General features: G+C 61.2%; 8 protein-coding genes. 2 read left to right on the top strand and 6 right to left on the bottom strand.

Translation table 11 applies throughout. The features are described from left to right. Positions 1–10: 10 nt before the first annotated feature. From V8J88_RS06010 to V8J88_RS06000, 3 genes are all read right to left on the bottom strand, one after another. Positions 11–865, bottom strand: coding sequence for an antiactivator of flagellar biosynthesis FleN protein (locus V8J88_RS06010; RefSeq protein ID WP_338848421.1), 855 nt, complete (start codon positions 863–865; stop codon positions 11–13). Continuing rightward, positions 858–2,645 carry a flagellar biosynthesis protein FlhF gene (gene flhF, locus V8J88_RS06005; protein WP_338848419.1) on the bottom strand — a complete coding sequence of 596 codons (1,788 nt, stop codon included), beginning with the start codon at positions 2,643–2,645 and terminating at the stop codon, positions 858–860. Before flhF ends, V8J88_RS06010 begins: the two co-directional genes overlap by 8 nt. 389 nt (positions 2,646–3,034) lie before the next feature. Next, positions 3,035–3,337 carry a hypothetical protein gene (locus V8J88_RS06000; RefSeq protein WP_338848418.1) on the bottom strand — a complete coding sequence of 101 codons (303 nt, stop codon included), beginning with the start codon at positions 3,335–3,337 and terminating at the stop codon, positions 3,035–3,037. Between the two features lie 66 nt (positions 3,338–3,403). On the opposite strand from V8J88_RS06000, the gene V8J88_RS05995 reads away from it, so the two are divergent. Next, positions 3,404–7,417, top strand: a complete 4,014-nt coding sequence (locus tag V8J88_RS05995; RefSeq protein ID WP_338848417.1) for a two-component regulator propeller domain-containing protein — start codon at positions 3,404–3,406, stop codon at positions 7,415–7,417. After that, complete coding sequence (locus V8J88_RS05990; RefSeq protein ID WP_338848416.1) at positions 7,414–11,013, top strand: ATP-binding protein; 3,600 nt, start codon at positions 7,414–7,416, stop codon at positions 11,011–11,013. Before V8J88_RS05995 ends, V8J88_RS05990 begins: the two co-directional genes overlap by 4 nt. A gap of 138 nt (positions 11,014–11,151) precedes the next feature. Here V8J88_RS05990 and V8J88_RS05985 read toward each other — a convergent pair whose 3' ends face one another. From V8J88_RS05985 to V8J88_RS05975, 3 genes are all read right to left on the bottom strand, one after another. After that, positions 11,152–12,795: an IS66 family transposase gene (locus V8J88_RS05985; protein ID WP_338845588.1), complete on the bottom strand. Its 1,644-nt coding sequence runs from the start codon at positions 12,793–12,795 to the stop codon at positions 11,152–11,154. A 118-nt stretch (positions 12,796–12,913) separates the two neighbouring features. Then, entirely contained in the window at positions 12,914–13,258 is a 345-nt protein-coding gene (gene tnpB, locus V8J88_RS05980; protein WP_338845587.1) for an IS66 family insertion sequence element accessory protein TnpB, read from the bottom strand. Then, complete coding sequence (locus V8J88_RS05975; RefSeq protein ID WP_338845586.1) at positions 13,255–13,575, bottom strand: hypothetical protein; 321 nt, start codon at positions 13,573–13,575, stop codon at positions 13,255–13,257. The genes tnpB and V8J88_RS05975 overlap by 4 nt, the downstream gene beginning before the upstream one ends. Between the last annotated feature and the right edge of the window lie 83 nt (positions 13,576–13,658).

Raw genomic sequence — 13,658 nt, 5'->3', positions numbered from 1 at the left:
GTTGTGGCTATCAAGTTCCGGCAAGCCTTGCGGAAAACGCCCCGCCCCGCTCGCCAGCCATCTGCGGCCATCCTGGAACCACACGCAGGCGGCCTGCCAAACGGCGATAAGCAACCGATGCCCCCGCCAAGGGAAAAGCATCGATCACCGCCTTGCCCAGGCGCGCCGCACGATAGACATATTCATCAGCAGGCACACTGCCCATTGATTTCAATTCCACCGCCAGATACCGGCTCGCTGCCCGGGCCATATTATCGTATACCAGTTTTGCTTCGCTTTCACTGGCGCCCGTCACCAGTATACCGAAAGGACGGCGGCCAAGGGTAAGACTGATGCTTTTGATCAATGCATAGCCGGCTTTTATTGAACGCGCGCTGTTGGATACCTGCAGCACGATCTCATTTTCAGCCATGGCTGGCAAGGCAAAACCGCAGGCCGGATCAAATTCCGCCTCCAGCACCAGTACGCTGGCGCGTTTGCACAGAGTGGAAAAGGCTTGATTCAAGGCTTGTCTGGCCGCCGGCAGCAGGCGGCGCGGGTTGATGCTGTGCGGCGCCAGCGTCGCCACTTGAAAGCCTTGCGGCGCCTGGCGCAGCATTTGATCCAGCTCGCACGCGTGTTGCGCCAGATCGGACAGCGCCGGGCCTTGCGCCAGACCGAGCCGGTTGGCCACGCTGCGGCTATGGCAACATGTGTCGAGCAAAACCACATCGGTGCCGGTGTCTGAGAGCGAGGCGCAGAGATTGACCAGCATCGCGCTGCGGTCTTCCTGATCAGTGGCGGAAAGAAAAGTGACAATCCGTGGCCGCGCCCCGGCCAGCATGCGGCGCAGGCCCTCGGCCTGATCGAAATCGAAATTAGCCAAGGCGCACCTCCATCGAGCGATTGTCCTCACGCTGCCGCGCCATCGCCATCACCAGCGGCAATTCAGCATCTTGCAGCTGATTGGCGCTGTTGTTATTGCGCAATGCGCGGTCAAGCAGGAATTGACGTTCAGCCAGGTGCAGGTCTTCCGGCACACGCTGGCCGTTAGCGACGTAATACAACAACAATTTGTGACGGATCACCACATCCAGCGCATTGCCAATGGTGGCGGCTTCATCCAGCTTGGTCAAAATCGCCCCCGCCAGCCCCGTCCCCTGATACGCGCGCACCACTTCATGCAGGGTTTCGCCGGTGGAAGTCGCGTTCAGACAGAGCAAACGCTGCACCGGCTCATCGGCGGCGGCCAGCATGGCGGCCTGTTCCTGCACCATCTGATCGCGCTGGCTGACGCCAATGGTGTCGATCAAAACCGTATGCTTGCCGCGCAACTCGCGCAAAGCGATGCGCAAATCGCTTTCGTCTTTCACGCTGTGCACCATCACGCCCAGAATTTTGCCGTAGATGCGCAATTGCTCATGCCCGCCGATACGGTAGCCGTCAGTGGTGATCAGGGCCAGCTTGTCGGCGCCATGCCGCATCACGCAACGCGCCGCCAGCTTGGCGGTGCTGGTGGTTTTGCCAACCCCGGTCGGGCCGACCAGAGCGAACACGCCGCCTTTTTCCAACACTTCATGCTCATTTTTCAGGGTTTGAATATTGCGCTCCAACACCCCGCGAATCCATTGCATGGCCTGCTCTTCATTACCGGCCTGCGGCATTTTTTCCGTTAAGAAGCGGGACAGATTCGGTGAAAAGCCCGCACTCAGCAATTCGCGCAGCACTTGCGCCTTATGCGGCTCGCGTTTTTGCGTCGCGCCCCAGGCGATTTCCGCCAACTGGGTTTCCATCAGATCGCGCATGGCGCGGATCTCGTTGCGCATTTCCGCCATTTCCGTCTCACAATTGCGCACCGGCTGCGCGGCCTGAGCCGGCGCCGCTGCCGGGGCCGCCTGGCGCACCGCGCTGTCACTGCGGCTGCGCGGCGCGGCGCGCTCCTGCACCCGCTCAGGGGCCATGCGTTCCGGCTGCATACGTTCGGATTGCATACGTTCCGGCTGCTGCCCGCGCATGGTTTGCGCACCGGCGCGGCTGGCGAAACTCTCGGCGCGGCTGCCGGCCAGATTGCCCGGCGCCTGAGCCTGACCCGCGCCCTGATTCACGCGGCGCGCCATTTCCAGCGATTCCGCCATACTCGAGACCTGCCCCAGCCCGAGCGCATTATGGCTTTGCGCCTGCGCGCTGGTTTGATACGTGGGGACATTCGCCAACAGCGGCGCATGCATAGGCGGCAGGCCGCCGGCCTCGCCGCCCTCATCATCTTCTTCCTCGCCCCAGCCGAAACGCGGTTCCTGCCGCACCTCCTGCCGCACTTCCTGCCGCACCTCCTGGCGGTAATCCTGACGCGCATCCTGCCTGATATCCCGGCTGTCCTGACGCGGCTCCGGGCGCCGTTCGCGCGACTCAGGGCGCAACAAAGCGCGCCCCCGGTCGGCATGCCCGCGCGCCTGACTGGGCACGCCGTCCAGCTCATGCACCTCTTGCGCCGCCTCATCCGCCGCCGGCTGCGCCAGAGAAGAAATATCTTCACTGGCCAAGGCCAGAATTTCCACGCCCTGTTCCACGGCGCGATTCGACAAAATCACCGCATCCGGCCCCAAGGCCTCGCGCACCTTGCGCAAGGCTTCGCGCGATGTGGCGGCGATAAATTTTTTCACATTCATGCTGCTCTCCCCGCAGATTGTCTGCAGACTCCATCTCAATGCGCAACGATTCAGCCATACGCCCGGATTGCGAGCGCTCAGGATGGATTATTGATTGCAGCAGAGCAAAACAAACCGGCAAACAGCCGGGCAAACACGGTCTTTTTCCGCAGAAGGGGGGCAGGCGCGCAGTCGCAGCGCGTATGGGGAGGGGAAACAAGGGCATCACATATATATACTGCACAACTGTCAGCAGTATTTTGACGGGCCGTTCGCCTTGCAACGCTCGTTGGGCTGCTGGAAATGCAAAAAGTGCTTTGCCCCGCGCCCGAGTTTGGCGCATGTGGATGTCCTGCCGGCCATGCGCTTGCAATGAGCGCAAATGGCAGCGGCCAATGCCGCGTACAAACCTATGCTTTTAATCCCCATCCCGCCAGCCGCACCATGACACAGCCAGGCTTGATGCAGTGTGTGATAAAAACTGTCCCGCAAAAACCTGCCCCATCCGCAAAATTGGCGTTATGATGAGCAGCAAATATGAGCTGCGCCCCAATCCGCTCAGCCCTAAGGATACGGAGATGACGCGCGTCCCAGCCAGTCCTCAGCCGCATGTCACACTTGCCAGCATCAAGCGCCGGCGCGCTCTGATATGCGCTGCTCTTTTTGGCTTTTCTTTCTTTCAATTTTTCATTTTTATCCTGTTTCCCAAACATGCTGCGGCCCAGCCCTGGGATGATTTGATCCGTCCGGCGTTTTTACAATTGGGGCAGGAACAAGGCATGCCGCACGAATTTGTGAATGCGCTCGCGCAAGACGGCGATGGATATTTGTGGATAGGCACAGAAGGCGGCCTGGTGCGTTGGGACGGAATGCGCTTTCGCCTCTGGAAGCAGGAGGCAGGCAATCCCTACAGCCTGCCGGAAAATCTGGTGGTGACGCTGCAGACCGATATCATGGGGCGCTTATGGGTCGGGGCGATGGGCGGCGGCGTGGCGCGCTACGATGCGCAAAGCGAGCGCTTTATCCGCTTCGGGATTGATGCGCAAGGCGTCAGCAATGGCGCCGTCTATGCGCTGTCGGCAGATAATATGGGCGGCATGTGGGTCGGCAGCATGGGCGGGCTGGACCACTTGAGTAAAGACGGCTTGCGCCTGGAACATTTCAGCGCCGGCATCGGCAAAGCGCTGCCGCCTGGCGGCGTGCGCGCCGTCCTGCACGATGTCGGCGGCTCAATTTGGATAGGCAGCATGCGCGGCTTGTACCAAATCGACGGCGAAGGCAAGCCGATACGGCACATTCCCTTGCCGGGCGTGATTGAACAGCCTGAAATCTGGTCGCTCACGCAAAGCAGCGATGGCCGGATCTGGATCGGCAGCAAAGCCGCCGGGATTTTTGTGCTGGACCCGGCAAATACGCAAATTCAAGCCTTGCGCCTGCCCCCTGCCCTGCAGCAAACCCGTTGGTGGAGTTTGTATGAAGCCTCGCTGGGAGAAATCTGGGCCGGCTCAGACGGCCAGGGCCTTTTGCGGATTGACAGCAAAACTCTCAGCAGCCGCAATCTGCGCTATCAAGCCGGGGCCAAACTGGGCCTGCTGGATAACTCAGTGACCGCCATCATGCGCGATAAAAGCGGCGTCTTGTGGCTTGGCTCCTGGGGCGGTTTGAATCAGCGTATCGGCCAAAGCGAGTTGATTCAAACCATTTCCACACCGATCAGCGGCGCTGCGCGCAGCGCGGTCACCGCCATCACCCGGCAATCCGATGGCAGCCTGTGGCTGGGCCAGGACAATGGCGCACTGATCAACATCAAACCGGATGGCGCGGTCAAACTGCATGCGCCGGGCAGTTTCAATCTGCCCCAGGTGCGGATTAATGCGGTGCAGCAGGATCAACAAGACTTGCTGCTGGGCACCCGCAATGGACTGTATCGCAGCGATGCCAGCTTAAGCAAAATACAGCCGATTACCCTGCCCGGCATGGGAGAAAACACAATTATCTGGAGCATTGCGCAAGCCTGCGGCGGAATCTGGGTCGGCTCCAGCCATGGCCTATGGCGCTACAACAAAAGTCAGGGTTTATTCAGACAAAGCGGCAGCGAAGCCTTAAACCACATGCATGTCAGCGTGATGCTGTGCGACGCCCAGCAGCGCTTATGGATTGGCACCATGTCTGACGGACTGTTTTTATTCGACGGCAAGCAAGCGCATGCAATCGCCGCGCGCCGCAAAGACGACAAGACTGCGCCCGGCGTGCTGGAAATCGCCAGCAATTCCATCGGCGCTCTGATGCAAGATGCCGACGGCAGAATCTGGGTCGGCACGCAAGGTGGCGGCATGGCGGTGTTGAGGCCCGGGCCGGGCGGAGAAACAAGCAAACCGGCAGCACAACTTTTGCGCAGCATTGACGCCCAACAAGGCTTACCCAATCCCCAGGTCTTAAAAATCCTGCAAGCCGCTGATGGCAAAATCTGGGCCGCCACCGGGGCCGGCCTGGTCTGGATCGACAGCCGCAATCTGAATGTGCATCCGCTGTTGCGCGCCGATGGCGACGCCATCCGGGTGTATCGCACCAACAGCGGATTACGCTATGACGATGTGCTGCTGTTTGGCGGCAATGGCGGGATCAGCGTGGTGCGCGATACGCCGCCGCCCTGGCGCCCGCGCGCGCTGCCGCTGGTGTCGGAACTGCGGGTTGGCAATCAGGCGCTGCCCTCCCGTCCCTACCTGCGGCAAGGCAAAGTATTGCAAATCCAGCCGCATGCAAACAGCTTGTCGCTCGAACTTGCGGCGCTGGATTACTCCGAGCCGGCGGTCAATCGCGTCGGCTGGTGGCTGGAAGGCTGGGACCCGGCCTGGCAGGAGGGCCATAGCGGCCGCCGCAACCCGGCCTGGACCAATCTGCCGCCGGGACAATATAAATTGCGCCTCAAAGCGATGGGCCGCAACGGCATCTGGGGTGAAGAACGCAATATCGCAATTGAAGTGCTGCCAGCCTGGCATCAAACCTGGTGGGCGCGCCTGGTTTATACGCTGGGCGCCATCAGCGCAATCGCCATGCTGGTATGCTGGCGCACCCGCAATCTGCGCCGCCGCAGCGAACAGTTGCAAAGCGCCAATCAAGCGCTGCACGACGCCAATACGCGCATGAATCAGGCCAATGAGGCATTAAATGACGCGAATGTCGAATTGGAGCAAGCCGCCAGCACGCTGGAGCAATTAAGCGATATCGGGCGCGCAATCGCCGCCAGCCTGGATGCGCAAACCGTGTTTCAATCGATTTATTTGTATATGAGTTCGCTGGTGCAGGCGCATTGCGTGGCGCTGTACCGCGTCAATGCCAGCGGCGCCGCTTTGGAGTCGCTGTTTGAAGTCGAGCACGGCAAAACCGTCGAAGCCCATGAAATCGATTTGCATGACAGCGAATCGCTGGCCGCGCGCGCCGTGCGCGAACAGCGTGAAATTCTGGCCGAAACGCCATCCGATCAAGTTCCGCCCAGTCATATTCCCGGCACCCGGGTGATGCATTCAGCGCTGTTCGCACCGCTTCTGGTGGATCAAAAAGTGGTCGGCGTGCTCTCGGTGCAAAGCGAGCGGCAGCAGGCTTTTGGCGAGCGCGAACGCCTGATCTTCCGCACCCTGTGCGGCTATGGCGCGATTGCATTGCACAATGCGCAAGCCTTTTCACGGCTGGAGCAAGCCAATGCGCTGATTTTGCGCCGCACCGATGAGCTGATGCAGGAAAAAATGCGCACCGAAGAAGCCAATGCGGCGCTGGCGGTCAGCCTGCAGGATTTGCAAGCCGCGCAAAACCAATTGATCCAGGCTGAAAAAATGGCCTCCCTCGGCCAGCTGGTGGCGCATGTGGCGCATGAAATCAATAATCCGCTGGGGGCGATCAAGTCCAGCGGCGACCTGATGCAGGAAGTACTGCCGGAAACCATGCTGCATTGGCCGCAACTCTTGCTTACGCTGCCGGCAGAACAATTGGCGCTGTGCCTGCGCCTGCTGGCCTGCGCCTGCCGCCCGCGCGCGGTGCGCAGCACACGCGAGGCGCGCGCCGCGCAACGTGAATTGAGCAGCCGCCTGCAAGCGCTGGAAATCAACCCGGCCCCGCGCCGCGCCGAGCAATTGCTGGCGATTCAAGCCGAAAACATGCTGGAAGAATGTCTGCCGCTGTTGCGCAGCGCGCAGGCGGAAGCGGTCTTGCAGCAGCTGTGCCAACTCGCCCTGCTGTGCGGCAACCTCGACACCATCAGCGCCGCCGTCGAAAAAGTCAGCAAACTGGTGCTGGCGCTGAAAAATTTTTCACGCGCCGACAGCCTGGGCCTGCGCGTGGCGGTGAATTTGCGCGACACCCTGGAAACCGTCTTGACCCTGTATCAGCATCAACTCAAACCGGGGCGCGGCATTGAGCTGGAATGCGAATACGAAGAAGTTCCCGTAATCGAATGCCAGCCCGACGCCCTGAGCCAGGTCTGGACCAATTTGATCCATAACGCACTGCAGGCGATGCAGCACAAAGGCCGCCTGCGCATTCAACTGCGTCAGTGCGGCGACGAAGTGATGGTGGCCATCAGCGACAGCGGCTGCGGCATCGCGCCGGAAATCAGGGAGCGCATTTTCGATCCCTTTTTCACCACCAAGCCGCTGGGCGAAGGCACCGGCCTGGGGCTGGGGATTGCGCAAAAAATCATCGCCGCGCACCACGGCAGAATCGAAGTCCACAGCGAGCCGGGAGCCGGGGCCACGTTTTGCGTATTCCTGCCGCTCAAAGCGCCAGCGGAGGCGGTATGAGGCGCGCGCTCCAACTCTGTCTGCTGTTATGGCTGTGCCTCCAGCTGCCGGCGTATGCGCAAAGCGCCGCGCGCGCCGCCCTGGCGCATTTAAGCGAGCCGGTGTTTGCCCACTATGGCCGGGAACAAGGGCTGGTCAGCGAATTCGCCAATTCGCTGGCGCAAGATGGCGAGGGCATGATCTGGATCGGCTCCGGGGCCGGGCTGGCGCGCTTTGACGGCTTGCGCATGCGCGCCTTCAAACATGATGCGGAAGATCCCTACAGCTTGCAGGAAAACTTCATCACCAGCGTGCGCGCTGACAGTCTGGGACGGATTTGGATCGGCTCGATTGGGGCCGGGGTTTCCCGTTTTGAAGCGGCGCAGGGGCGCTTTATCCGCAGCAGCATCGGCGCACAGGGTTTGCGCCACCCCGGCGTCTTTTCCATGGCCCCGGATAACAGCGGCGGCATGTGGATCGCCACCCGCGCCGGCCTTGACCACTTAGACGCAAACGGCCAGCGCCAAGCGCCCCCGCTTGAACTGGAACGCGCCTTGAACAGCGTCGGCGCGCGCACATTATTGCGCGGCGCGGATGGCCGTTTATGGCTGGGCGGCGCGCAAGGTCTGTTTTATGTGCATCTGCGTGAACCGCGCCTGCAAGCGATTTCCCTGCCCAGCCATGCCGGCGTGCTGTTGGCGCTGGCGCAAGACAAGCTGGGGCGGATCTGGGCCGGCAGCCGCAGCGGCAAACTGTATTTGATTGAAACGCGCGGCGAAGCGCGCGAAGTGCGCCTGCCCGAGAGCTGGCGCGATACAGCGATTTTGAGCATCGCCGAAACCAGTCCGGGCGAAATCTGGGTCGGCAGCAGCGGCCAGGGCATCTTGCAGATCGACGCCCACAGTCTGCAGGTGCGCGAAGTGCGCCATGTGCAAGGCCGCCCCGCCGGACTGGCCGACGATATGGTCAGCGACATTCTGCGCGACCGGCATGGGCTGGTGTGGCTGGCGACCTGGGCCGGCTTGCAGCGCAGACTGGGCGGCAATGACGGCATCCAAACCCTGCGCGGGGCCGCCGTGCCGCGCGCGCGCAGCACAGTCAGCGCGATTGCACACAGCCGCCACGAACTGTGGCTGGGCATGGATGACGGCGCACTCGCCAACATCAGCTGGGAACATGGCGGCAGCCGGATTGAACACAGCAAGGCGCCGCAAAACGGCTTGCCGGCGGCGCGCATCTACGCTCTGGCGCACCAGGCTGACACGCATGGCGGGGTATTGTGGATAGGCACGGATCAGGGTTTATACCGGCAACGCAAAGGCGCGCCGCCGCAAGCCTTGTCCATCGCCGGCCGCAGTCAGCCGCTGTCGGTGCGCGCCATGCTGCTGGATGCGGCCCAGGTTTGGATCGGCGCCGGCGACGGCCTGTGGCACAGCGACGCCAGCGGCCAGCTGCAACGTCCAGCCGGCACAGAGGCGCTGCAACGCGAAGCGATTGTCTCGATGGCGCAAGACAGCCGTGGCCAATTATGGCTGGGCGCCATCAGCGGCAATCTGTACCGCTGGCGTCCCGCCAGCCAGGAATTGCGCCGCATCGCCCACAGCGGCGCAGCGCTGCCGGCCAGCGGCAAAGCCGTCCCTGACCAAAATCCAACCGCGCTGCGCTTGAGCGGCCCCTTCATCGCCACCCTGTATGCCGACGCGCAACAGCGTTTATGGGTTGGTCTGCTGGGCGGCGGGATTGATCTGCTGCATGACATCTTGCAGGAAGAGGGGCCGCACACGCTCAGCCATATCGGCAGCCGGCAAGGTTTGCCGGACGACCAGGCGGAAAAAATTCTGGCCGACGCCACCGGTAAAATCTGGGTTTCCACCAATAGCGGAATCGCCTCGATTGATCCGCGCAGCCTGCAAGTGCAAAGCTATGGCAGCGCGGACGGCGATGTGATCGGGATTTATTGGAACAGCGGCGCGCTGCTGGGCAATGGCGACCTGCTGTTTGGCGGCGTGGGCGGGGTCAGCCTGATTCCCGCCGGCGGCATACAGAGCAAGAAACTGCGTCCGGCCAGCATCATTTCCGGCCTGCATGCCGGCGCGCAACCCCTGCCGGCGGGGCGCTGGCATGAACAGCAGCGGCTCGAACTCGGCCCATCCGCCGACAGTCTGCGGCTGGAAATGGCGGCCCCCGACTATGGCGCGCCGCAAAGCGGCAAAATCGGCTGGCGCCTGCAAGGCTGGCGCTGGCCCTGGAGCGCCCCGGCCCCCTGGCAGGAAAGCCCGGCCACGCAAGACTTGCGCTGGACCAATCTGGCCCCGGGAGAATACACGCTCGAATTGCGCAGCGCGCAAGCGCAGGGTGAATGGGGCAAGGTGCGCCGCCTGGAATTGCAAATCCACCCGCGCTGGCATCAAAGCGCCTGGTTTTACACCCTGCTCGCGCTATGCCTGGTGGAAGGCGTGGCCGCCCTGGTGCAATGGCGCACCGTGGCCCTGCGCCGTCAGCAAAGCCAGCTGCAACAAGCGGTGCGTGAGCGCACCGAAGAACTGGCGCAAAAAAACCATGCCCTGTTTGACGCCAACGCCGCCCTCAATCACAGCCTGCACGAGCTGCAAGAAAATCAGATGCAATTGATTCATGCGGAAAAAATGGCGGCGCTGGGGCAATTGGTGGCCAGCGTGGCGCATGAAGTCAACACCCCGGTGGGCGCGATCAACTCCAGCGCGCATCAAATCGCCAGCCAATTGCCGGCCATCCTGCGCGACTTCCCCGCGCTGCTGCAAAGCCTGGAGCCGGATATGCGCGCCAGCGTGCTGCAACTTTGTCAACACGCCCTGCAAAGCCTGCAAGACCCGGCCAGCCTGAGCGCGCACAACAGCCGCACGCGGCGCGAATTACTGCGCCAATCGGCCCAGTTATTGGAGCAGCTGGGAATTGCACAAGCGCGCCGGATTGCCGAATTGCTGCATGATCTGGACTGCCAACAGCCGCTGCACGAATTGCTGCCGCTGCTGCGCCGGCAAGACGCGCCGTGCCTGCTGCAAGCCGCGCGCGACACTGCGCAAATCCTGCAGCACGCCGGGAATATCGCTCAGGCGGTGGCGCGGGTGGGCAAAATTGTGTACGCGCTGCGTTCCTTCGCCCACGAAGAAGGCGACAGCGCGATGAGCGTATGCGACTTGCAGCAAAGTCTGGAAAATGTGCTCACGCTGTACCGCCACTTTCTGGATGAAGACAAGGGCGTGCGTCTGAAGCGGCATTACGAGCCTTGCCCGCCCCTGCTGTGTCAGCCGGACCAGCTCAATCAAGTCTGGGCCAACCTGATCCACAACGCCTTGCAAGCCATGGCCTACCGGGGCGAACTGGAAATCGGCCTGCGTCAAGTCGATCAAGGCTTGCAAGTCTGGGTGCAGGATAATGGCTGCGGCATCACACCGGAACAAATGGAGCAGATCTTCCAACCGTTTTACAGCACCCAAAGCGAGGGCCAGGGCTGCGGCTTAGGCTTGGGCGTCACGCGCCGCATTGTCGAGCAACACGGCGGCAAGATTGAAGTCCACAGCACCCCGGGCGCAGGCAGCCGGTTTGTGGTGTGGCTGCCTTTGCAGGCTGAAGACTGATACTCCCGCAAGCAAGGAAAATTGCTGATATGCATGTATTACTACAACTGTTTGCTCCAATATCCACTTTCGGATTGATTATCGGAAAGCATCCGATAGCATTCTAATGTAACCGCCCAACGCGCCCACGCCCCCCCTTCAAACTTGAGGCAGTGGCGCGAGCGGCAATAACTCATCCAGTCTGCTGGTAGGCCAAGTGGGTAATTTATTGAGGGTATCCAGTAGCCAGGCATACGGTTCCAGGCCATTGAGTTTGGCAGTTGTCAGTAAAGACATAATGCTTGATGCGCGGTGGCCGGCGCGCTCGGTGCCGTAAAACAGCCAATTCTTACGTCCGATAGCGATCGGGCGCAAGGCGTTTTCTGCCGGATTATTGTCAATCGGCAAATCGCCGCTGTGCGCATAACGCACCCGCGAAGCCCAACGGCTGATGGTGTACATGACCGCTTTTTGCAAGCCGGAGGACGGTGACGCCCTGGCCCCGATTTCTGTGAGCCACGCCTCGAACTCCGTCAACAATGGTATGCTCTTTCGTCGTCGCAAGGCCGCGCGGTCTTCGATGCTCATCTCCTTGGCTTCGCGCTCAATTTCGTACAGCTGGCCAAAGCGGAATAAGGCTTCGGTCGTGATCGGCGTTGGCTGCGTCGCATGCAAATCAAAGAATTTTCGTCGCGCATGCGCCATGCAGCCCAGCTCCACCACGCCGCCAGTAAACAAGGCATCATAGCCGGAGTACGCATCCACCATCAGATAGCCACGCCAACCATCCAGCATGTTGCGCGCATGCTGTCCCTTCCGCGAAGGCTGATAGTCGTACACCACAATGCGCGGCCCCGGCTCCAGATCATTGCTGCGATACACCCATTGATAACCGCGCTCGGTTTTACCCGTCTTCGGCGCCAATTGCGCCACCGGCGTTTCATCGGCATGCAAGCATTGCCGCTGGCGCAGCAATTCGGCCAAGCGATCAGCCAGCGGCGCCAGCGCCACGCCCAAACGCCCCACCCACTGCGCCAGCTTGGTGCGCGACAAGGCAACCTCATGGCGTGCGCCGATCTGTTCCAGGCGATACAGCGGCAGATGATCGATGTATTTCGCCACCGCCAGCCAGGCCAGCACATCGTGTTCGACGCCGCCACCGTCAATAATCGAGGGCGCACTTGGCGCTTGATGAATGGCTTGGCAAGCGTGACAGGCGTATTTCGGATAGCGGTGGCGCTTGACGCTGAACACAGCGGGCTGCACCGATAATTTTTCGGTGACATCTTCACCAATTTTGCGCATCGCTTTGCCGCATTCCGGGCAGTCGTAACTGGCCGGCTCGTGCAACACGTCTTCGCGCGGCAAGTGCGCCGCCAACGGCAGGCGTCCGGGACGCCTTTGCTTGGCCGGCTTGGCTTGCCGGGACGCAGCCGCGAGTTTATCCAACTCGACTTGCGCAGCTTCAAGGTCGGCTTCAATGTCTTCCTCGAACAAGCTGCGCTGATGGCTATCCACCACCCGCTCGCTCTTGACGCCGTAACGCATGCGGCGCAAATACGCGACTTCTTGCTGGAGTCTTTCGTTGTGCTGTTGCAGTTGCGCAGCGTGCCGTTCTGCGTGCGCGGCTTGCTGTGCGAGCAATGTGACTTTTTGCTCGGCGTGCGCGGCGCGTTGCGCGAATGCGGACGCATTTTGCTCGACGTGCGCGGCTTGCTCAAGCAGCGCCAGCAGCTCTTCCCGCAGCGGGGACGGGATGCCTTCGGCGTGTTGCAAGCGGTGTTTTTGCGCAGTGAAATCCATGCGCTAAGTGTAGCATTTGCCGGTGTATTGCTCTGTGCAAACGGCATGATTTTTGCGGTTTTTTTCATGTGTTTTCCTGCTTGAGAAAGCGCCCATGCGATGGCTGCAAAAATGCGCTTTAATACAGCCAATCCGGGATGCGATCCGCGCTCAAACGGCGCCAATCGACGCCTTTGCAAAGCCATTCCCATTGCGCAGGATTGAGTATAAAAAGTTGTGCGTCAGCTTCGGGCCAGGTGAAGCCGCCTTGATGCAAACGGCGTTGACACAGCCAAATGCCGCTGGCGTCAAACACCAGCGCCTTGAGACGGTTTGCGCGCCGATTGCGAAACACATACGCCGCGCCGTCGCTGGGCGTGCGTCCCAAGGTGTGTTGAATACGGGCGGCCAGACTGTCGATGCCGGCGCGCATATCAATCGCCTCTTGCACCAGCCAAATTTGCCCAGGCTGCGGCCAACTCATGCCAACTCCCGCAGTAATGCGGCCAGCCATTGCGGCGTGACATGCAGCGGAATATGCAGGCGCTGCACTCCGCTTTCGAGGGTGAGATGGCCAGCGGGGGAAGCCGGCATGACGTCGGCTGGCGCTTGCGTGGCGACCAGCGTTAGCGGCGCGCTGTGCTCTGCTGTCGTGCGGCTGCGTTTGATCCAATATTGCAGGACCGGCAGATTGATTTCATGCTGACGGGAATATGCGGTTTGCGTTTGCCCGCTCAAGCGCCATGCCCTTACGTGCGCGAGCCATTCTTCCCTGCGTTGTTTGCGTGATTTGCTGTGCATCCTATGCCTCCTTTTTGATGGGCATAGCATGCGCTGGTTTTTATGGGCTGGGGAGATGGGGCTGTTGGGCGCTTACATTCTAA

It is taken from the genome of Massilia sp. W12 (assembly GCF_037300705.1).
GTDB lineage: Bacteria > Pseudomonadota > Gammaproteobacteria > Burkholderiales > Burkholderiaceae_D > JACPVY01.
Note: the sequence above shows the minus strand (reverse complement) of the source record. Positions and strands in the feature narration are given on the sequence as shown.

Excerpts from the sequence above, each read along its gene's own strand:
- flhF (WP_338848419.1), bottom strand. The coding sequence starts at position 2,645 with ATGAATGTGAAAAAATTTATCGCCGCCACATCGCGCGAAGCCTTGCGC.
- V8J88_RS05990 (WP_338848416.1), top strand. The coding sequence starts at position 7,414 with ATGAGGCGCGCGCTCCAACTCTGTCTGCTGTTATGGCTGTGCCTCCAG.
- V8J88_RS06000 (WP_338848418.1), bottom strand. The coding sequence starts at position 3,337 with ATGTTTGGGAAACAGGATAAAAATGAAAAATTGAAAGAAAGAAAAGCC.
- tnpB (WP_338845587.1), bottom strand. The coding sequence starts at position 13,258 with ATGAGTTGGCCGCAGCCTGGGCAAATTTGGCTGGTGCAAGAGGCGATT.
- V8J88_RS05985 (WP_338845588.1), bottom strand. The coding sequence starts at position 12,795 with ATGGATTTCACTGCGCAAAAACACCGCTTGCAACACGCCGAAGGCATC.
- V8J88_RS05975 (WP_338845586.1), bottom strand. The coding sequence starts at position 13,575 with ATGCACAGCAAATCACGCAAACAACGCAGGGAAGAATGGCTCGCGCAC.
- V8J88_RS05995 (WP_338848417.1), top strand. The coding sequence starts at position 3,404 with ATGCCGCACGAATTTGTGAATGCGCTCGCGCAAGACGGCGATGGATAT.